General features: G+C 38.6%; 22 protein-coding genes. 10 read left to right on the top strand and 12 right to left on the bottom strand.

Annotation, left to right across the window (positions count from 1 at the left end; genetic code table 11):
- Positions 1 to 124 precede the first annotated feature (124 nt).
- The 6 genes from K0R93_RS18445 to K0R93_RS18470 all read right to left on the bottom strand — a co-directional run bounded on the left by K0R93_RS18445 (position 125) and on the right by K0R93_RS18470 (position 6,228).
- A complete protein-coding gene (locus K0R93_RS18445; RefSeq protein ID WP_300304686.1) occupies positions 125 to 1,873 on the bottom strand; it encodes an urease accessory protein UreH domain-containing protein in 1,749 nt (582 codons plus the stop codon).
- Between the two features lie 219 nt (positions 1,874 to 2,092).
- Complete coding sequence (locus tag K0R93_RS18450; protein WP_300304689.1) at positions 2,093 to 2,425, bottom strand: metal-sensitive transcriptional regulator; 333 nt, start codon at positions 2,423 to 2,425, stop codon at positions 2,093 to 2,095.
- A gap of 59 nt (positions 2,426 to 2,484) precedes the next feature.
- Positions 2,485 to 2,700: a heavy-metal-associated domain-containing protein gene (locus tag K0R93_RS18455; RefSeq protein WP_300304698.1), complete on the bottom strand. Its 216-nt coding sequence runs from the start codon at positions 2,698 to 2,700 to the stop codon at positions 2,485 to 2,487.
- Positions 2,701 to 2,835: 135 nt separating this feature from the next.
- The gene (locus K0R93_RS18460) at positions 2,836 to 3,192 is read right to left on the bottom strand and encodes a hypothetical protein (protein WP_300304701.1); all 357 of its coding nucleotides are present in this window, start codon (positions 3,190 to 3,192) and stop codon (positions 2,836 to 2,838) included.
- A 2-nt stretch (positions 3,193 to 3,194) separates the two neighbouring features.
- On the bottom strand, positions 3,195 to 4,358 hold the full coding sequence (locus K0R93_RS18465; RefSeq protein ID WP_300304704.1) for a DUF1576 domain-containing protein: 1,164 nt from the start codon (positions 4,356 to 4,358) through the stop codon (positions 3,195 to 3,197).
- Positions 4,359 to 4,602: 244 nt separating this feature from the next.
- Positions 4,603 to 6,228, bottom strand: coding sequence for an S-layer homology domain-containing protein (locus K0R93_RS18470; protein ID WP_300304707.1), 1,626 nt, complete (start codon positions 6,226 to 6,228; stop codon positions 4,603 to 4,605).
- Between the two features lie 234 nt (positions 6,229 to 6,462).
- Here K0R93_RS18470 and K0R93_RS18475 point away from each other — a divergent pair, with 234 nt between their 5' ends.
- Complete coding sequence (locus tag K0R93_RS18475) at positions 6,463 to 7,134, top strand: hypothetical protein (protein ID WP_300304710.1); 672 nt, start codon at positions 6,463 to 6,465, stop codon at positions 7,132 to 7,134.
- Positions 7,135 to 7,194: 60 nt separating this feature from the next.
- Here the strand turns inward: K0R93_RS18475 and K0R93_RS18480 are convergent, their stop codons facing one another.
- Positions 7,195 to 7,752, bottom strand: coding sequence for a YhcN/YlaJ family sporulation lipoprotein (locus tag K0R93_RS18480; protein ID WP_300304713.1), 558 nt, complete (start codon positions 7,750 to 7,752; stop codon positions 7,195 to 7,197).
- Between the two features lie 226 nt (positions 7,753 to 7,978).
- Between K0R93_RS18480 and K0R93_RS18485 the strand changes: the two genes are divergently transcribed.
- Complete coding sequence (locus tag K0R93_RS18485; RefSeq protein WP_300304716.1) at positions 7,979 to 8,170, top strand: hypothetical protein; 192 nt, start codon at positions 7,979 to 7,981, stop codon at positions 8,168 to 8,170.
- Positions 8,171 to 8,224: 54 nt separating this feature from the next.
- Here K0R93_RS18485 and K0R93_RS18490 read toward each other — a convergent pair whose 3' ends face one another.
- Both K0R93_RS18490 and K0R93_RS18495 read right to left on the bottom strand, forming a co-directional pair.
- Positions 8,225 to 9,043 carry a nitroreductase family protein gene (locus K0R93_RS18490; RefSeq protein WP_300304719.1) on the bottom strand — a complete coding sequence of 273 codons (819 nt, stop codon included), beginning with the start codon at positions 9,041 to 9,043 and terminating at the stop codon, positions 8,225 to 8,227.
- Positions 9,044 to 9,133: 90 nt separating this feature from the next.
- The gene (locus tag K0R93_RS18495; RefSeq protein WP_300304722.1) at positions 9,134 to 10,027 is read right to left on the bottom strand and encodes a DMT family transporter; all 894 of its coding nucleotides are present in this window, start codon (positions 10,025 to 10,027) and stop codon (positions 9,134 to 9,136) included.
- A 275-nt stretch (positions 10,028 to 10,302) separates the two neighbouring features.
- On the opposite strand from K0R93_RS18495, the gene K0R93_RS18500 reads away from it, so the two are divergent.
- The 3 genes from K0R93_RS18500 to cooS all read left to right on the top strand — a co-directional run bounded on the left by K0R93_RS18500 (position 10,303) and on the right by cooS (position 14,561).
- Positions 10,303 to 11,130 carry a CsxC family protein gene (locus K0R93_RS18500; protein ID WP_300304725.1) on the top strand — a complete coding sequence of 276 codons (828 nt, stop codon included), beginning with the start codon at positions 10,303 to 10,305 and terminating at the stop codon, positions 11,128 to 11,130.
- Positions 11,131 to 11,310: 180 nt separating this feature from the next.
- Positions 11,311 to 12,189: a CsxC family protein gene (locus tag K0R93_RS18505; RefSeq protein ID WP_300304728.1), complete on the top strand. Its 879-nt coding sequence runs from the start codon at positions 11,311 to 11,313 to the stop codon at positions 12,187 to 12,189.
- A gap of 239 nt (positions 12,190 to 12,428) precedes the next feature.
- Positions 12,429 to 14,561: an anaerobic carbon-monoxide dehydrogenase catalytic subunit gene (gene cooS / locus K0R93_RS18510; RefSeq protein ID WP_300304731.1), complete on the top strand. Its 2,133-nt coding sequence runs from the start codon at positions 12,429 to 12,431 to the stop codon at positions 14,559 to 14,561.
- 45 nt (positions 14,562 to 14,606) lie between these two features.
- Here the strand turns inward: cooS and glnA are convergent, their stop codons facing one another.
- Both glnA and K0R93_RS18520 read right to left on the bottom strand, forming a co-directional pair.
- Positions 14,607 to 16,037, bottom strand: coding sequence for a type I glutamate--ammonia ligase (gene glnA, locus K0R93_RS18515; protein ID WP_300304734.1), 1,431 nt, complete (start codon positions 16,035 to 16,037; stop codon positions 14,607 to 14,609).
- Between the two features lie 15 nt (positions 16,038 to 16,052).
- Entirely contained in the window at positions 16,053 to 16,493 is a 441-nt protein-coding gene (locus K0R93_RS18520; RefSeq protein WP_300304737.1) for an Lrp/AsnC family transcriptional regulator, read from the bottom strand.
- Positions 16,494 to 16,881: 388 nt separating this feature from the next.
- On the opposite strand from K0R93_RS18520, the gene K0R93_RS18525 reads away from it, so the two are divergent.
- Positions 16,882 to 17,130, top strand: a complete 249-nt coding sequence (locus K0R93_RS18525; RefSeq protein WP_300304740.1) for a type II toxin-antitoxin system Phd/YefM family antitoxin — start codon at positions 16,882 to 16,884, stop codon at positions 17,128 to 17,130.
- Positions 17,127 to 17,510, top strand: coding sequence for a type II toxin-antitoxin system death-on-curing family toxin (locus K0R93_RS18530; protein WP_300304743.1), 384 nt, complete (start codon positions 17,127 to 17,129; stop codon positions 17,508 to 17,510). Before K0R93_RS18525 ends, K0R93_RS18530 begins: the two co-directional genes overlap by 4 nt.
- A gap of 130 nt (positions 17,511 to 17,640) precedes the next feature.
- Here the strand turns inward: K0R93_RS18530 and K0R93_RS18535 are convergent, their stop codons facing one another.
- Positions 17,641 to 18,006 (bottom strand): hypothetical protein, encoded by a 366-nt coding sequence (locus K0R93_RS18535; protein ID WP_300304746.1) that lies wholly within the window; start codon positions 18,004 to 18,006, stop codon positions 17,641 to 17,643.
- Positions 18,007 to 18,355: 349 nt separating this feature from the next.
- Here K0R93_RS18535 and K0R93_RS18540 point away from each other — a divergent pair, with 349 nt between their 5' ends.
- The 3 genes from K0R93_RS18540 to K0R93_RS18550 all read left to right on the top strand — a co-directional run bounded on the left by K0R93_RS18540 (position 18,356) and on the right by K0R93_RS18550 (position 20,260).
- A complete protein-coding gene (locus tag K0R93_RS18540; RefSeq protein ID WP_300304748.1) occupies positions 18,356 to 19,159 on the top strand; it encodes a hypothetical protein in 804 nt (267 codons plus the stop codon).
- Between the two features lie 199 nt (positions 19,160 to 19,358).
- Positions 19,359 to 19,757 (top strand): hypothetical protein, encoded by a 399-nt coding sequence (locus K0R93_RS18545; RefSeq protein ID WP_300304750.1) that lies wholly within the window; start codon positions 19,359 to 19,361, stop codon positions 19,755 to 19,757.
- A 284-nt stretch (positions 19,758 to 20,041) separates the two neighbouring features.
- The gene (locus K0R93_RS18550; RefSeq protein WP_300304753.1) at positions 20,042 to 20,260 is read left to right on the top strand and encodes a hypothetical protein; all 219 of its coding nucleotides are present in this window, start codon (positions 20,042 to 20,044) and stop codon (positions 20,258 to 20,260) included.
- Positions 20,261 to 20,448: the final 188 nt, after the last annotated feature.

Consider the following 20,448-nt stretch of genomic DNA (forward strand, 5'->3'; position numbering starts at 1 on the left):
CACTTTTTAAATTTTTTCCTAAAAGAACAGAGTACGTAATTTCTACGTACTCTGTTCTTTTAGGCATCTACTCACAATGTCTTAACTTAATGACATTGGTAGACAATCTACTCTCTTTCTACTACTAATGACACCCCCCGCCGCTGCTGGCCGGGAGGGGGATTTCGCTGTTTTCTAAAGTTTCTAAATCTACATTGTTTATATCATCTACAATGACAATCTTTCCGCTGAGCATATTCATGCCACAGGTAAAAACAAGTTCACCTTCCTGATTTGGGGTAAAAAGAATTTCATTCTTCCCTTCTTTTACTTCCTTTTGAAAGCCTGCATCGGGTATGGTTAGCAAATAATTGCATGAATTTATTTCTGTACCATTCATGATCCAAGTCACTGGCAAGCCTTTTTGTACCACAAAGATATTTGGACTGTATCCATCATTGCCTACACTCATTTCGATGGTCTGCTTACCATTGGCAATGAGGGCTTGGGCTGCTTTGTTCTCTCCCTGGACAGATGCACAACAGCCTCCACCACCAAACCAACCGCCATTTCCACCGGTATCCTTTGCAACTTCAGTAGGTTGAGATGGATCATTCACAGCAGTAAGTTGGGAAGTAATCATACCCATCCAGCAACTGATTCGAATTTTTCCTTCCTTCGTCGGCGTAAACTCTATCACAGGATTTTCTTCCATAAGGTCAGCTTCAACATTATACTCTGGAATCACAATTGGGTTATTGCATCCATTGATACTTTGTACATCTAGCTTAATCTTAACTGGTACCCCCACCTGCACTACGGGGTTATCCAGCGTATATGCACCAGCAGTGACTGTCATATTAATCACTTGTTTGCCATCTTCCATCTTGATTTCCGGAATCTCTGTTACAGTACTTTTCGTCAGTCCAAGGTCTAACGCCATGCCCGATAATGCCATGCCTCTATTTAACATCACAAGCCCCAGCACCATGACCAAAACTGCACTGGCCTTCATCATGGTTCTTCCTGATTTGCTGCTGATGGCAGACGTTATTGCCCCAAAAATAAATAAAAGGGGCACAGTACCGGCACTAAAGAAAAACATGGAAAGGGCACCTTTCACCACGCTGCCTGTTCCCAGGGCATAAAGCTGCATCGTTTGAAGAGGGCCACAGGGCATGAGTCCGTTCATCAAACCCACGAAAAAAGGTCTCAATGGATTTGATGTCCCAATTTTCCCAAAAGAAATTTTAGGCATCCGCAAGCCTAACCAGTTTGGAAAGTGGAGAATATTTAGCATCTTTAGTCCAAGTAAAAACATAAATACACCCGCACCGATCGCTATAATTCCTTTGAATTGACCTGAGGGTGTCACTACCGCACCTATGCCCCCTACAATACCGCCAATAATCGTATAGGAAGCAATCCGCCCAGCATTATACAATAGAGAAGGAGTAAATCGGCTGCCTCCATTGGCTTCCCCCACACTTTGGGACAACGCAATCCCACCACACATGGCAACACAGTGAATGGAAGTTAACAGTCCAACCATAAAAATCAGTCCATACCCCATCCCTTCAGAGACTTCAGGGATAAAATTAAAGCCAATGGTATTTTGAATAAAATAAAATCCAGCAAATAAAAGGAGCAAAAGCGGCATCATCTGTTTCAAAGAACTCTTTTTTTCCTTCATCACACCATATCCTAAAGCCTCAATACTCAACTGGAATTTCCTTTCGTCCACAAGATTCTCATCATAAAGGACTTCCACCCGCGACTGATTAAAGGATGCCTTGACATGATGAACTCCGTCTAACTTCTGCAATGCCTTTTCAATCCGCATCTCACAATTACCGCACGTCATCCCATCAATAAACAACGTAAGTTTTTTCATGGTTTTCCCACCCCTGTATTCTATAGATTGCGTAATAGCAGCACCCTTAATATATACCAATTATTACAGCTCATATAAAATAAGAGCAAGAATCATGCCAAACAGAAATATTTTCCCTTGCATGGTTTTTGCTCTTCCTATATGCTTATATTCTATTATACAGGATGTGGGATCTTTTTAACAGTGTATCATTTACTGCACTCACTGTAGCATTTCATACTATCTCATCATCTTGTTGATGGTCTTTAGAAACTCCTCTACTACCTCAGTATCACCTTCACGAATACGATCGATGACACAGGTTTTCATGTGGTTTTCCAAAAGCAATTTGCTCACACCATCGATGGCTGATTGAACAGCAGCAATTTGAATGAGCACATCATCGCAATAGGTTCCCCGTTCAATCATTCCTCGAACGCCCCGTACTTGTCCCTCAATCTTATTCAATCGTTTGACCAAAGCTTGGGTGACATTTTCAGAACGGTGGCTTACCCTTTCACCATCTACTTCTTGGCAGCAGCCATCGACAATCAGCTTTTTTTCCTTCTCCATGCCAGACCTCCTTCCTCTATGAAAGGTTCCTGTCTAACCAAGGCCTTTCTAGTTTTTTCCTAGATTGTCTTCAGATCGATCACATCATACCCTGCTTCTTCTACCGCACCCTTTAAGGTTTCATGATCTACATCTTTAGATAGTTCAATCAACGCATTTTTTCCCTGTAGATCCACAATAACATTGGTAACGCCTTCGATTTCCTCTAAGGCATTCTTCACGTGATTCACACAGTGCCCACAGCTCATTCCTTCGATCATCATTAACTTTTTCATTATTTCACACTCCCTTTATAGTATACCCCCGTATGGTATTTATAATTCTACTATAAGCATCTTTACTATGGTTGTCAACACCTATTTTTAGGATTCCCACTGCCCACTAAAAATATCAACCAATACGCTGCCAGACTATTCTTTATTCTGTTTGTATCGATATAGGGTAATTTCAATATCTTGTCCCTCACTATATTTTACGGTGGCTTCATCTGTCATCATCCCCACTAGGGAAAGCTCGTTGGCCACATCACAATCCCCTGTCAACGTCCAATAATACTCTTCCAGTTCTTCATGCTTTGTACAGTTTAACAGCTTTACCATCTTTTCAACCTTCTTAAGGTTACTGTCCTTATAATCACACTTGCAATAAATTTTAAAGAATTCATCGGTTTCCTGCACATCTACATGGATGTTGGTGGATCCCATATAGAAGCAGTAGTTCATCAGTTCATCCACGATTTTTGATATTTTCAGTCTATCGTGCTTCACATCTATTCCTCCTTCTTGAATGCCTCAATGATTGGTATCAGCGTGGCTGCCACAATACCCCCAGCAAAACCATTGTTATACAGATTGATTCCTCCATGTAGGAATCCTACATTTAATACGACAGAGGAATGTAAAAATCCTGCAAGAATGCCATATTTCCATCCGAATTCTCCTGCAATAGGTGCCAAAGTCGTGCCAAATAAAGCTGCTAGAACAATACTAGGGTCGTTGATATACCATACCTTGGTTAAACTGCCAAGGAATACACCTATAAAAATGGGCAGCATGTTCCCAAGATGCTTTCCAAAAGCACTGAACCCAACAATCGTAAAAATACCGCCTAAACTTGGTCCGTTTAAATCCCCTCGAATCGCTAATACATATGCCGTAGCAAACAAACCATTGATTCCCATATTTAACAGGCTGGGTGCAAAGCCTTCTAAAATGACAAAGTCTGTAACCAATCTTCCCGAATACTTATAAAAATTCTTATATCCTTTCATAGACTTACCATTCAGGTAAAACCCAATGAGGATCATCAAAGCAAACAAAGCAACCAAGATCATCGCCAAAATTTGATTATTTCCCGTGGTCCAGATCATTCTTGTCTCCATGTTTAATCCATAGGATCTTAACACAGAAACAGTAATGGTTCCAATGATTCCTGCCGTAAAGCCTATATTATAAAGATTAAAGCCCTGATGTACCCTCATAAGATAAGCAGATACCGGCGGCAGAATAAAGCCAACGAATACACCTACTGCCATTCCTAATGGTATGCTTACCCATCTCGACATGTTTGTAATAAACATAATCTGGGTCACTAATGGCGCTAGACTGGTACCGAAAAGTCCAATATATACATATTTGATAAATTTGTCCTTCTGGTATTGTGCATAGAGCCAAACCCCTGCCATGATAAACCAAACATTAAAAATATTCTTCCCAAAAAGTCCAAATCCAGTCATAAGCCAAACTGTGGAAATGGTGGCACCAGTAACCTTAATCTCCATCCTATATAGGATAAAGATTGCTGCAAGGGTTAGAATTCCTGCGTTGACAAAGGCTGCACCTAATCCCCCAACACCAATGTAATCGGTAATGAGGAAGTCTGGTTCTAAGATGATCTGCCGGAGTCCACGGAGGATTCCCTCTGGAGTATCCATAAGAAACCCCAAAACAACGAACAATGCACCATACAGGGTTAACACCAAATACCGAATCCGGTTTGGAATTTTCCCCCCCTCTTCAATAAAAGTAGGTCGATTAAAAATACTTTTAAAAATAAGAATCCCCCCTCTCTAATTTCTCTTTATTCTATTGTACCCTAATCTATACTATTTTTCATCCTTAAATATGTATAATGATACATCGATAAAAGGCTGTGATCCTTGGGATCACAGCCTTTTATTAGTCTTCCATCTCAATCTTTACAATAATGTTATTTTCTACCCGAATCTCTATTTCACTGCCGACCTTCAACTCATTAAAATCCATGTCGTTTCCATCGTCATCTTGGATATCTGCATTTTTAGACACTACGTAGCTTTTATATTGACTACCTATTTTAATGGTGATTTTATTTTGAGTTCCTTCTACTTTTTCAGTGAGTTTTCCCGTATATTCGCTTGTAACAGACTCAGCATATAACGCCACTACTTTTCCATTTTCTATTTTTACTTCTACCTCCATTGCTAATACTAGCTTGTCAAATGCTGCATCTTTTTCATCAACCTCTATATCTGTACCACTGTCAAGCTGAATGGTTCTTTCTGTATTGCCAACTTTGACTTTTAACTCTTTCCGACTGCTGTTGATTCCAGTAATTACTCCTGTGAATTCCTCTTCAAAGGATTTCGCGTATACCCGTAGGACCTCAACATCTTCTATGTGAACTTCAACTTCCATACCTACAGCTAGACGTCCAAACGCTACATTTCTTCCATCTAATTCAATATCGGTTTCATCATCCACTTGGATTAATCTTTCCTTACTACCTACTTGAATTCTCAGTTCTTCTGTGGAAGGATAGATCTGCTTGATGGTCCCTGTAAATGTTGCTGTGTTTGTCTGAGCATCGATACGGTCTACTTTACCATCAATGATCTTTAATTCGACGTCCATTCCCAAAGATAAATCACTGAAACTCTTTGTTCTTCCATCGATTTTAACTACTGTATTATTTTCAATTTTAAACAGCTTTTCTCTGCTGCTATTTTTTACAACAATTTCTTTATCCTGGCGGTCAATACTCTCTATATTACCTTTGAAAGTCCCTTCAACTACTACCACGTCATCATCGTCATCTTCTTCATCACTAATACGATCACGAAGCATATTTACCAAACTAGCCATTTCTGCTCTCTTTACTAATTGATTTGGTCTAAAGGTCCCATCAGGATATCCTTTCATAATACCTTCACTATCAATCAAGTAAACATATCCTACTGCACCAATCTGTACAGCAGTTTTGTCTTCAAATCTTAAGTCCCTCGATGAATAATCTTCAGCTTCTTCTTCCATCCCTAGTGCACGTATAATATACATAGCTACTTCCTGTCTTGTCGCTGGTGCTGTGAAATTTTGCTGTGCCAAGTCTACTTCATCAATTAATCCTTTCTCAACCGCTACTTCAATATATCCTTCCGTCCATCCCTGCAGTTTATCCTTATCCTTCGCCTTATCCTTTGCTTTCTCTTTAATCTTCCCTGTGTTGATGAGCTCTGCTGCTAATTTTGCATCATCATCCCAGTCCAACCCTCGAATAATCATTGTCAATGCTTCTATCTTTGTCACATTATTGGACGGTGCGAACTTTCCTTCACCTATGCCACTAAGTATTCCCTTTTCTGCTAATCTTTCAATGGCTTCCTGTGCCCATTCAAATCCGTCTAGATCACTGAACTTCTTTGCAATTCCCGGTGGAAGACCTCCTTTTTTCGCCAATCCCGGTGGCGTAAACCCAGCAGCATAACTTGGGACTGCTGCACCCATCAGTAGAATCATAATTAGCATAACACTCATTAATTTTTTCATCTCTATTTCCTCCTTCATTAATATTTTGTGTTTCTGTATTATAGTCTACGGTGATTTTTTAGTCTTTTGGTACCATAAAGTCTATTATTTGTAAATTTTTTCAAATATTTTTTGTTATTTTTCCATAGATTTATATATATCTCTTATTTGGGTGTGCCAGTTTGCGAAGCAAATGCATACCCTATAACTGAGAGATCAATTTCTCATATATATAAATTTTAAGGGGGAACGAAAGTGGATAATAATAAAGATCATAAGGATCATATACAGGACCAGAAAGTAGAAGAAACCTATCCCATGTACCCAGAAATGCCCATGGGTATGATGCCTCATCACATGATGCCTGGCATGCAGCCTATGATGCCACCTATGGGGATGATGCCTGCTATGGAAAATCCTATGACTGGTGTTATGCCTGCCATGGATACACCCATGATGCCCTATATGCCATGTCCTATGATGGGTATGATGCCTCATCACATGATGCCCGTCATGCAGCCTATGATGCCGCCTATGGGAATGATGCCTGCTATGGAAAATCCTATGACTGGTATTATGCCTGCCATGGAGTATGATAATATGATGCCTCAACACATGATGCATCACCCCATGGGTACACCCATGATGCCCGCTATGGAAAATCCTATGGCTGCTGTTATGCCTGCTATGGAGTATGATAATATGATGCCTCATATGGGAATGATGCCTGCTATGGATACACCTATGACAGGCGTTCTTGGCGCCATGGATTATCCTATGAACATGACCATGGAGGATATGCCTCAGGAAATGGAAGATCTATGTTATCAAGCCAATTGGCACATGTATAGAGCCCATCTCCATAAGGCCGAAGCCTATCGCCACAAAGCAATGAAGTGTATGCATAAAGAGCATTGTGATAGATAAGTCATTAAAAAGCATAAAAAAGGCTTCTCAGAACTAGAGAAGCCTTTTTGCATTTAACCATCAAAATAGTCCTTCAATTTTTTCAATCATTTCTCTCTCTGGCTTTTTATTGTCTAACTCGCCTGCATATCCTCTAAGTTTCGACACCCTGTCTTGGTCACTGGTCACATAAATTCTTTCTATTCTTGGAATTCTTGTTCTAATTCTGCTGGCAATTTCTGTTTGAAGCCCCCGCATATTATTGATAATCCTTCCTTGGTCTGGCTCAATACCTACATAGGCGATTTTATCACTATATATAATCACCACATCTGCAATACCCTCAAAATCTTTTATTTCATGTTCCAATGCTTCTTGAGCTGTCTGCTCCGATAGATTTCCAGCATAATTTCTCAAGGCTGGATCATTGTTGGGTGTAATCCCCCTCATACCAAAGTCTTGATCTCCTGACTCAATTTCCTTGGCTCTCTCTGGATTTGTCGTTATACCTCTATTGTATTGGTCTTCGCCATAACCATTGGGCATAGGCCGACGTGCAGGTGTACAACCAAAAGCTATTAAAAAAATAAAAATCAAGAACACTATGATCATAGGAAACCTTTTACGTATGGTTTTCATCGTTATTCTCCTTTCTGCCTCAAGCCTTTCTACATTTTTATTTTTTGCAGTTTCGGGAGAATCTCTCATTGAATATTTATCAAGGTATAGCATTATTTCTCAGATATCTATTTATTATTTTTTACATCCTTCACAAAAAAATAAAAAGTGTCACACTTTTTTATGTTCTCCGTAATATGGTAATAGGCTATGTATTAAGTCAATATTTTAATTGGAGGGTACGCATATGAGTGAAGCGAAAAAAGGATTCTTTGGTGGATTTGGTGACGATTCATCACTACTATTCTTTTTCTTGTTACTTGTAGTACTGTTCGGTGGAAATTTCTTTGGCGGCGCCGGCTTCGGTGATGACACATCTCTACTATTCTTCTTCCTATTGTTGATCATCCTATTTAGCGGCGGCTTCTTTGGAATCTAATCTACCAAGATAAAAATACTGCCCAACACGGGCAGTATTTTTATTTGTATGGTTTTATATGCTATAGTATCCAATCAAATGATGATCATCTGGAACACCATAGGTTTCTTTCATATCCTCTGGCACATCTAAGCTCCAGCTTCCGGAAAGACCATCATCGTGGGCTGCTTTTTCGAAATAGAGCATCACAATGCCTGCATCCAACCTCAAATCTTCTCTTTCTTCCTTCTGTATGGTCAAGAGGATTCGGTCCTTGTCAATGATGAACTGCCATGGCTGCCTATTTCCCCAGGATGGTGCCAGCCTCGTATGATAAAATACATTCGCCAACCCTCTAGCTTCCAAGTCTTCCAATGTACATGGAGATCCCCATCTATTTAAAAATCCTATTTCTTCAAGGCCCATACGACTGCTTTGCTTGGATAGATCGTTCTTAAATATCCCCTTATAGCTATGTCCAATGGCTGCAAAGGCTGTGATTTTTTCCTCTCCCTCAATAGCCAGTATTTCTTTCAAAGTTATTTCATCGGCTATACTAAGCCAGCATGTCCCTAACCCTAGCTCCCTAGCTTTTAACCGCATTAATTCCATGATGTATCCGCTGTTTTCTAAGTAATTTGGAAATATTTTGGAGGTAATTACAATATAATGGGGTGCCTCGATCATTTTCCCAAAATACCCTGCTTTACCTGATAATTGCTCAAAGACTTCTTTTCCATGATCTATAAATAAAATTGATACATTTCGTCCATCTGCAATCCCTGCTGCTGATTTGCCTGTTTCTATCACTTCTTCGATAAGGGCTGAACTGACAGGCTCTTCCTTATAGTCCCTTACTGTTCTCATTTCCTCTATTATTTTAGAATATTTCATATGTCAAACGCCTCCATCCTTTTGGATACTTTCTCTATACATACATATCCATTTTCAACGATTTTAAAACGATTATTAAAAAACTATTTTCTACTTTTCATCCTGGATCACTACATTCTTTTCATCATTCATTTGAACATATAAGTAAATACCAAAGATAATCAGAAGGCTTCCGCCTATCTGCCATAGGGCAGGTACCTCATGAAAAAGAATCAATGCCCATAGGGTAGCAAATACTGGTTCACCCAAAATGGCCGTTGAGAGAAATGTGGGATTGATATATTCTAATGCCCAGTTAAAAATACTATGACCTAGGATCGTACAAAAAATGGCCAAGGCCATAAAAATTAGCCATTCTTGCATTGGATATGGGTATAGGCTGGTGCCCGTTACCATTGCCAGCAACAGCAATGTCAGGGTACAGCTGGAATATACAAGAAAAGTATAGGTTGTGACAGAAAGTCTCTGCCTTACAATTCTACCGATCATCATATAGCCTGCAACAAAAAATGCACCCAAAATCGCCAGCATATCCCCATACAATACATTGCTGCCCATGCTGTGATCTCCTAGAGAAATAATGATACTGCCTGCAAGGGTAATGCCCATACTCAAGAACACTTTGTCCGAAACCTTCTCTTTTAGTATAAACCACGTTCCTGCTATGATAAACACGGTATGGGTATTTACCAATACTGTGGAACTAGCAATGGATGTATATTTGATGGATGTAATCCAAGTGGCGAAGTGTAAAGCGAGGAATACACCGCTGACAAGACAAGTGATCAAACTTTTTCGGTCTATGGATTTCAATTCTTCTTTCTTATTTCTGAAAACAAAGGGTAGAAGCATCAAAACAGTAAATCCCAGTCTATATCCTGCAATCACTAAAGAAGGTGCTTCTGACATTCGAATTAATATAGAGGAAAAGGATACAAAAATTACACCCATTAGAACCATCCATTTATGATTTATTTTCTCCATATGTAGCACTCCTCACCTATTTACATACTATATAAATGATAACCTTTATGAATATACTATCAGATTTCATCCCATCGTCACAATACTTTCATTGACTCTCATAAAATATACTGAACATTGTACTGTTTTAATCTTATTTTTGTAAAATTTTTTGTCATTTTTAGAAAGTAAAGTATCACCTTTTTGGGACTATAGAATAACATGTACTAGGACATCAGAGGATATATGCCAGCTATAATTGAGCAAAATAGATATATAAAGGGGGAAATTACACCATGCCATGGATTCGATATGATCCATCAATGTATAAAAGCAACCAACAAATGCAAAAGCGGCAAGACCCTCCGATTAAAACCGCTTGCGTTCGTACTACCGGTGGAACCGCTTCCGATTGTATCAATACACCTGTAGAGATTACTGCTTTGACCACAGGGGCAGTTGCCAAGATCCCTGTAGTCTTGGCCGAATTAACACTTCAGCTAAATGTGAATGCAATCGTTGATCTACCAGAACCAGCCTGGGAAATCAAGCGCATAAAAAAGAATGTAAAGGTTACCCAATGCCTCATTATTCAAGATACTCATATGCTCTTTATCAAGGGCTATGTACGGAAAAATATTGACTATACGACCCGTTACTGCTCGAATAGTCAGGGAATCTGTGGAGATATTAAACACTGCACCGTAGATGTTCCCTTTAGCTGCACAACACCTGTATTCTTCAACGGTATAGTGCCTCTTCCTCCTGTGCCAAGTTCCTCCACAGAATTTGAATATTTTAGGCAACAAGATATATATGGCCCTAGGTTTGCAGATAAAGACAAATTACTCTCTGGTGATTTATCGGAATTCAATCAAATCAGCACAGAGTTTTTTAATGAGCTTCCTTTCTGCGATCTCGTCAGCGCCAGGATTGTAGAATTTGATGAGTATCTAAACCCCACACATCCATCAGGGATAAAAGTACCTTTTGCGGAGAGATATTTTGAAAGCATTGAAGAAAAGATGGTGATTTACCTTACATTGAAAATCATGCAAAATCGTCAAGTCGCCATCCCGCCCGTTGCCATAGGTCCTATATGCTCCGATTGTGACGAGTGCTGATGGGTACAACTTTAAAATGCTCGGATTGTATCCGAGCATTTTAAAATTTTATTAGATTTTGTCGAAATATTTTATTATTTTCCATGTAACCCTTTTGGTACAAGGAGAATAGCATGTACTAGGTGAAGGACAGGATTTCCATTCTCGCCTAAAATAAAAAATTAAGGGGGCATTTAAATTATGTCATGGAATAAGTATTATGACAGCCAGAAAAACAATGTTGCTGCTAAAAATAACGCCATTAGCCCATATTACGGGGGAAATAAACAGAACAATGTGGCCAATGCACAAGTAACTTCTATCAAACCCTGTAAAGACAATTGTGCAAAGGTATCAGGTGGTACTGCTTCTGATTGTGTAAATACACCGGCTCCAATCGTTCCTTTGGTTACAGGCGCTGTGGCTAAAATACCCGTTGTCCTTGCAGAACTTACAGTGCAGGTTAACGTAAACTCCATCATTGACCTGCCAGAATATGCATGGGAAATTAAGGATATTAAGAAGCACTTGAAGGTTACCCAATGCCTATTGATCCAAGACACCAACATGCTTTTCCTCAAGGGCTTTGTACGAAAAAACATCCAGTATGCTACAAGAAGCTGCTCCAATAAAGAAACCTTCTGTGGAGATATCAAGCACTGCACCGTAGACGTACCATGGAGCTGTACAACACCTGTGTTCTTCAATGGTATTGCGCCACTTGCTCCTGTTCCTAGAACTGCTACGGAGTTTGAATATCTAAGACAACAAAAACTCCATGGCCCTGAATTTGCAGACAAAGATAACTTAATGTCCGGCGACTTGTCAGAATTTAATCAAATCAGTACTGAATACTTCAATGAACTCCCATACTGTGAACTCATCAGCAGCAGAATTGTAGAGTTTGACGAGCAATTGGGTCGTGTTCGCCATGATTATTACAAAATGCCTTTCGAGGAAAAACAATTCAAGAGTATCGAAGAAAAAATGGTCATCTTCTTGACCTTAAAAGTGCTACAAAATCGCCAGGTTGCCATCCCTCCTACTGGTTTGGCCGCCATTCCCGATGAAGACTGCTAATGACAATGAACCTTCACCTAAAAGAATCTAAACCAGTTGGTTTAGATTCTTTTTCTTATAACACATAGGAAATTATGTACTTTACGAAATTGTAGATAACCCATAATTTCCGTTATGTGTTTCAAAGAAGTCTTCCTTAGAAATCTTCCAACGGAAGACTTCTTTATTTTAAAAAGCAGTATAATTTTACACTTACTCTCAAAAAATAGTAAATGAATTTAGATGAAGGAGGTTTTTCCATGTCAGATAAGGATATCCAAAAATCCTATGAACACAGTGCAGAGCGAATGCGGGGTGATAACAAAACCTTTGCTGCAGATTTGACCGATGCAGATTACAATGATCCAGCCCGTCATGAGGACATCCATAACAGGGTAAAGATTGACTATGATAAGATCGATAAGATGCCGGATATGGAAGAAGTACATAAATGGCAGAGAGAGCATATCGCCAAGGATGATCAATCGAAGGAAGGCTATCCGTTAAACGTGATCATTGACCCTGCCATGCGGGAAATGTATCAAGCGGTTCATGATGCAGGCATGACCAACGTCTTTGACCGCTTTAGTGAGCAGCAGCCTACCCAATGTAAATTCTGTATTGAGGGCTTATCCTGTCAGCTCTGTGCCAACGGCCCATGCCGTATCAGCAAAAAGGCACCCCGGGGTGTTTGTGGTGTAGATGCCCACACCATGGTATCGAGAAACTTTGTGTATCGCCATGTAACCATCGGTACATCTGCTAACATTTTCCACTGTCATCAAGCAGCGCGAACCCTAAAAGCTGCAGGACAACACCCTGAAAGTGGACTAAAAATCAGGGACCCTGAAAAATTAAAAAAATATGCAGATATGGCTGGTCTAGATGCCAACCAACCTATCGAAAAGCTAGCCGTCCAGTTTGCGGATTGGGTAATTGATGATATCCATGGTCCATATCACATAGAATCTAAAACTGTAGAAGCCTTTGCCCCTACAAAGCGTAAGGAATTATGGCGTCAGCTTGGTCTGTTCCCTGGCGGTGGCTACAGTGAGGTAGCTTATGCCCAAACCCGTTGTATGACAAACTTTAACTCTGATCCTGTTGAATTTTTATTAAACAGTGTGCGTCTAGGTATTGCCAATGAATATCAGGGATTGTTCCTATTATGTATTATCCAAGAAATTCTCATGGGAACCCAAGAAATCGCCATGAAGCAGCAAAACATGGGCTTATTAAAGGATGGTATGATCAATGTGGTTACCAATGGGCATATGCCATTATTAGCCCATGTAGCCATTGACCTTGCTTCCACAGATAAATGGCAGCAAAAAGCAAAAGATGCAGGTGCCGATGGTATCCAGATCCTAGGTCATGTATGTGAAGGGCAGCAGCTCATTAACTATGAAGGCACCCATAATCAAAAGGGCTATGGCGGCCAAGAAGGAGAATGGTTATCTCAAGAATACCTATTGGCTACAGGGGTTATAGATTTATTCATGTTCGACTACAACTGTACCGTACCAACCATGCCTCTTTTTGCGAAGCGATTTGGTACCAAGCTATTGAGTACGCACCCTGTTATCAAGCTTCAAGGTACCGATACCCTAGATTTTGTACCTGAGAAAATGCAGGAGCAGGCTGAGAAGGCCTTAGAAATGGCTATCCAATCCTTTAAGCAGCGTAAAGCAGAAAACAGAAAAACCTATATTCCACCCCATGTTTCTGATTGTATGGTTGGTTTCAGTACAGAATCTGTACGAAATGCCCTAGGCGGCAGCTTTGATCCGCTCATCGAGCAGATTGCCAACGGAAACATCCGTGGTATCGCCACCATTGTAGGATGTACCACTGCAAGATATGGTCAGGGTGGAAGCAATATCTTTAAGATTACTCAAGGGTTAATTAAAAACAATATACTTGTATTGTCTGGCGGCTGTACTTCATCCGTTATGGAATATACAGGACTCACAAATCCTAAAGCAGCAGATGAGTGCGGTGAAGGCTTAAAGGCAGTCTGTAAACAGCTTGGCATCCCACCAGTTCTCACCTATGGTGCCTGTGTAGATATCGGTAAGATGACCCATACGGCGAAAGAGCTTGCTGATGCACTAAATGTTGATACGAATATGTTGCCACTGGTTATCGGTGCACCCGAATATCTAGAGCAAAAAGCCGTAGCCGATGCTTGTACAGCTGTGGCCTTAGGCTGGCTGGTTCACGTTGCACCAGTACCTTCTATCACAGGCAGTGATGTGGTTGTGAAGACCCTTACAGAGACAACAGAAACTTTGGGTCTTGGTAAGGTTGTGGTAGAGATGGATGCAGAGAAGACCATTCAAATCTATGTGGATCATATTGAGAAAAAACGAAAAGAACTAGGATTAAATTAACAAAAGCCATGAAAGCAAGCTCAGCTTTCATGGCTTTTCATTGTTCTACAAATCATAATACATTTTATATTCTAGGGGATGGGGCACAATGCTGACTTGGGCTTCATCCCTTCTTATTTTTTTAAGCTGATCTCCGATTAATCCTTTAGAAAAAACTCCCCCTGCCAGCAAAAACTCATGATCTGCTTCGAGGGCCCTCGCTGCCTCCTCCAGGGAGTTTGGCAAACCTTTAATCTTTTCTTTCTCTTCATCGGAAAGGGCATAAATATTGACATCATAGGGACCAAATCCTTCTTCCCTTGGGTCAATCTTGTTTTGAATCCCGTCAATGGCTGCCATCATCAGGGCAGCATAGGCTAAGTATGGATTAGAAGTGGCATCCGAAGGTCTAAACTCAAATCGTTTTGCCTCTGGACTGGTGGCATAACCAGGGATTCTTACCACTGAGCTTCGGTTGGCCGTAGCAAAACAAATGCTAACGGGCGCTTCATAGCCTGGCACCAACCGCTTATAGGAATTAGTACTTGGATTTGTAAATGCCATAAGGGCAGGTGAATGCTTTAGAATTCCGCCGATGGCGTAAAGGGCTGTATCACTAAGACCGGAGTATCCATTCTTGTCGAAGAAGATGGGCTTTCCTTCCTTAAATAATTGCATATGCACATGCATCCCGCTTCCAGCTTCACCAAAGAATGGCTTTGGCATAAAGGTAACCGTCTTACCATTGGCCAGTGCCATATTCTTTACAATATACTTCAGCTTCATGGTGCGGTCTGCCATTTCCTTTAATGGTCCAAAGCTAACCTCGATTTCAACCTGTCCCGGTCCCCCATTTTCAGAATGATGATATTTAATGGGAATGCCATTGTCTTCTAACGCCCTTACCATTTTATTTCTTAAATCAAAGCTTATATCATATGGAATATCTGCATGATAACCTTTGTGATGCATTACCTTATAGCCTAAATTCTTCTCGTCCTTCTTCCCAGCATTCCATTCTGCTTGGTCAGAGTCTATGAATACTTCCGTATGGTTTGGTGAGTTCTTAAAAGAAATATGGTCTAGTATATAAAACTCAAATTCTGGTCCCAGCAGATTTTGATCAGCAATCCCTAGCTTCAGCAGATATTTTTCTGTTTTTTCTGCTATGTACCTCGGGTCTCCTTCAAATCGTTGTTTCTCTTCCCCAGCTGAATAAATATCTCCTATCATGGTTAGGGTTGGCAGTTCAGCAAAGGGATCGGCAAAGGCGCTGGTAATGTCAGGTATGAATACCATGTCAGATTTTTCAACGGTTAGAAATCCATAGCTGGAACCATCAAACCCAATACCATTTTTTAAAATCTTTTCATTGAATCGCTCCACAGGAATGGTTAAATGATGCCATCTTCCAGCCAAATCCACAACTTTAAAATCGATCAATTTTATTTTTTTGTCTCCACAGAAGTCCATCAATTCATTGATATTCTGAAACATATACATCCCCCTTTTTTATTCTTCCACCTGAATTTTGGTCGTCTCCTTGATGGTAGATAATACAAGATAGGTATGGGTATTGGGTGCTGCATGATTGATCTGGTCAATCAGATGCTCTAATTCTTTTGTATTTTTTGTTTTGACCTTTACAAGAAAGCAGGTGTTCCCTGTAACCTTGTGGCATTCTTGAACCTGGGGTATATTGGTAATCATTTCCGCCATTTCTTGGATAGGCATACTTCCTACTGGGACGGAGATAAACGCTGTAATATCCATCCCTATTTTTTCGCCATCTAAAACCGCTGTATAGCTTTTGATGACGCCCTCCTGCTCCATTTTCTTTACGCGTTCACTGGTCGCTGAGGTGGATAATCCAATCTTTCGTCCTAGTTCAGCCATACTGATTTTCCCGTTGTTTTGCAGTTCCTCTAAAATCATCACATCATATTGGTCCATATTCTCCTCCTTGAAAAGGTTTTCCTAAGTCTATTCTACTCTTTTTTTGAAAATTTTCAATTATTTTAATCATATTCATTAGAAATTTTAGTTAATTTCACTGTATTAAAAGACACCTGTTTTTCTGTAAAAAAAGCATCTAACGATGCCATCTGAGGGGAACCTAGTTCCCCTTCGACGGCTGCTAGGCAGCCTGAGCACCCCTCTGACTACGGCATGGGAATACTTCCCCTGCACCCCTGATTTTTTATTTACTAGCCAACATTTCCGACAAATCCCACGCTAAGACAATAAAGAGTTAAAAAACTTAATTTTTGACCACGTTAATGAAATAGGTATAATTTATCCTATTTATATGTTATAATATAAAATATAGGAGGTGTTAAAAATGTTAATCAATCCTAAGAGACAAGTTAGCATTACAGAAGCGAATCAAAACTTCTCAAAAGTTACTAAAATTGTTGACGAAGAAAAGATGGTTATTATTTTAAAGCAAAATAAGCCAAAGTATCTTGTTATAGATTTTGAGGAAATTGCTCAAACAGAAGAAAATAATGAAGAGGAAAAAGCTTGGGAAGAAGTAAGTAAAAAAATGTTGTTCAAAAACTTTGAAGCTTATAAGGAGCTTGCGAAATGATTTATCCGTCCTTAGAGCAAATTGTAAGTGACCAAGCTATGATCGTTCAGTATACTGGAGGGAATCCAGGAATTAAAGATCAAAAATTACTAGAGTCTGCTTACTATAATCCTTTGCAAACTTTTGGGGGCGAGGAATTATATCCAACGATAGAAGAAAAATTTGCTGTTCTCTGTTATGGCTTAGGTCAGAATCATTCTTTTCAGGATGGAAACAAACGAATTGCTGTTCATATTCTAACTGTTGGATTAGAGGTAAATGGAATTGAACTAATCTATAGCCAGCAAGAATTAATTGATCTAGGTTTAGCTATATCACAGGGCGAGTGCAATAAAGACTGTATACTAAAATGGATCGAGGAACATAAAAAGTCTAATTAAACCATCACTAAAAGTAGAGTTTTATTTGGGTTATGATGGGATAAGTCTATGATCTCTTATATACTTTTCACAGCAGAATACTGAGTTGTTTGTTCAGTAACAGCACCTTTGGTTACTTTATGTATGGACATTACGCGATATCGGCCAGGAATCCTTTGGACGCACTGGCATAGTCTGTATCTGTTCTGGTATCATACACACAATATAAGTTTACCCATGTACTATTGGCCGTATCATACTTTTGCAGATATGCCCTTACATAAACTGAATCTACTGAAACCATAGCTTCTGTATATGCAGAAACAGTTACGGATCCACTCCCTTTATTTATTAGCGAACTGGAAGTAGCATAAAGGTACTCATAATCAGAAAGAGATTGTTGTATTAAAGTATCACCAATTTTTGTGATACTCTCATCAGCTGTAGCACTATGAGCAAGACTCGGAATTAGCATAACCACTAGAATACTTACGATTAATAATTTGTTTTTTCTCAATTTAATGCCCTCCTTATGGTATTGTGCAAATAAAGACATATCTTGTCTAAAAGTTCCCTCATTTTGAATTTTTTAAATTATGATTTTTTATATCTAAATAAAAATTGAGAGTAACCTTGGGTACTCTCAATTTTTTCTGCATCTTATAACTTAAATACCTCTCAATATTTTTTGACTATTTTCATAAGGCAGATTTATATTTTTTTATTGAACAGAAAATTCATTTTTTATAGAACTTTTTTACATAAAGTGTGTCTTTATTAACGCAACAGAATTTTATAATTGAATGGCCATTCATTATAAAAAAGCTTTGGATCAAAATAAGAACAAATGAGGAGGTTATATTAAAATGTTAAAGAAAATTTTATCTTTCTGTATTATATGTACAATGATATTTGCATCAGTTGCTTCCATCTCACCAGCTCATGCAGACAGCACCAGTAGTGATAAAAGTATAACAATTGAAGAATGGCAAGAACTTGTTGAGAAGTATGACTTGAAAGTAATTACTGAAGAAGAAGCACTTGCTTTAGGCCTTGAAAAAGAAAAATCTGAAAAATTTGGTACTACAATGACAAAAGAAGAAACCGAACAATATATTCTACAAATAAAAGCAGCTTTTGAAAAACCGATTGTTCTCAATGAGGATGTTATTGTTGATCTTGAGAATGCAGAGAAAAATGCAGTAAAGGTGATAAAACAAGTTAATACAAAGGATAAGACTTCTGGCACTACGACTGTTACAATTCCAATGGATGTTACATTGGCCGCTACTACTGGAACTAACACTGTTTCAACTACATTGACTAACACTTCTACTCCTCTGAAAGATTTAACCCTTAGAAAGTCAGTTTATGCTACATATAAATATGACTGGACTGATTATCCAGGTGAAGGATTAAAGAAATTTAACAATAAATTTACAGCAACTAGCAACGGGGATGTTGTTGAAACTACACAAGGCGAGGATGCAACTAGGATGACTGATTTAATTTCAACATCAGCAAAAATTGCAAGTAGTAGCATGATTACACATACATATTCCATTTCATATGATGCATATGCATGGTTCCCATTACCTATGGACGGAAAATGGGTGTTCTCTAAGTCTGGAACATTAAATGGTACTTGCAATTACGGTATACCTAAATAATATCCATAAAGAATACTAATGATAAACTATTTCCCCTATACTTTAAACCAACTATAGGGGAAATAGTTTCATTGTTGGTTTACAAAACTTATGCTAATCTAAGTATTATAAAGCAGCGTATTGCTAGTATTAATTTTTCAGTATGGGACAGATATTGCTTAATAGTAAATTATTTCCTTTTATTCAAGGAGGGATAAAAGTGAGTGAAAAAAGACCTTTTATAGTAACATTTATAGGAGATGGATGCATTTTTGGTGCTTTCTTACTTATATTATCATTGTTTCCAACATTTTTAGAACGGATTGGAATTTATAGTGCGCCATTTCATGCTTTCTTAAATGTTCCTATTTTATCAGAAAATACAATAACGTTATTAATCGCAATAACTCTTTTAGTAATATCCTATGCTTATCTAAATCTTAAAATATGGGGTTATTGGCTAATGGTATGTATCAATGTATTATTTCTAATAGGATGGGTAATTGCAGCTCAGCAAAGTGGTTATGAATCCTTTTATGAAAATTCTATTACAGTAATTATTGGATTAATATTTATTTTACCAACAAAAAAATATTTTGATCAAAAAACTTCCAAGTAAATTTTCAAAAATGACATTTGGATTTATATAGAAGTATGATTATGATGGAATTTGATTAAAACTCGATACTCTATCAATGTTTATATGGCTTTGTCTGAAAGCAACGCAATAGTAATTGAGTAACATTAAAAAGCCCTTGGCGATCCAGGGGCTTTAGTTATAGGGGTGCAGCATATTATGTTGTAGTCAGTCCAATAAAATAATTTATCTTTTAGAAAATGCGCATATTATTAAAAAAGCGGAATGGTTTCATGCTTATAAATGTGGGAAAACAGGTGAATAGGATGATAGAAGTTGAAACTACTTATAAGAATACCTTGGGACTATTAATTGCAGGACTGATGATGATGCTTATTTTTGGGTGGATACTGAAAAAGGAGATATCAAAGTTTAAAGCCATACCGAGAAATAAGTTTGATAAACTACTCTTCTTGTTTGATAATATTCATGTGATAGGTACCTTTTGTTTTGGTATGCTTCTTATTTTACTTGCTTTTATCTAATAAATCATTACTTGTACTTTGATACTATTCTTATATTATTACGTACGTAGCTTTTGTACAAAGATCTAACGCTAGATTGGATAACTTACCCATTTAGATATATCCAAAAAATAACTAAAGGTAATACCTTATGCCTATAGAAGTAGTATTTTTCCCCAAAAACTCTACGAAAGGCGGTATTACCTTAT

The sequence above is a fragment of the Anaerosolibacter sp. genome (genome assembly GCF_029240175.1).
In the GTDB taxonomy this organism is placed as follows: domain Bacteria; phylum Bacillota; class Clostridia; order Peptostreptococcales; family Thermotaleaceae; genus Anaerosolibacter.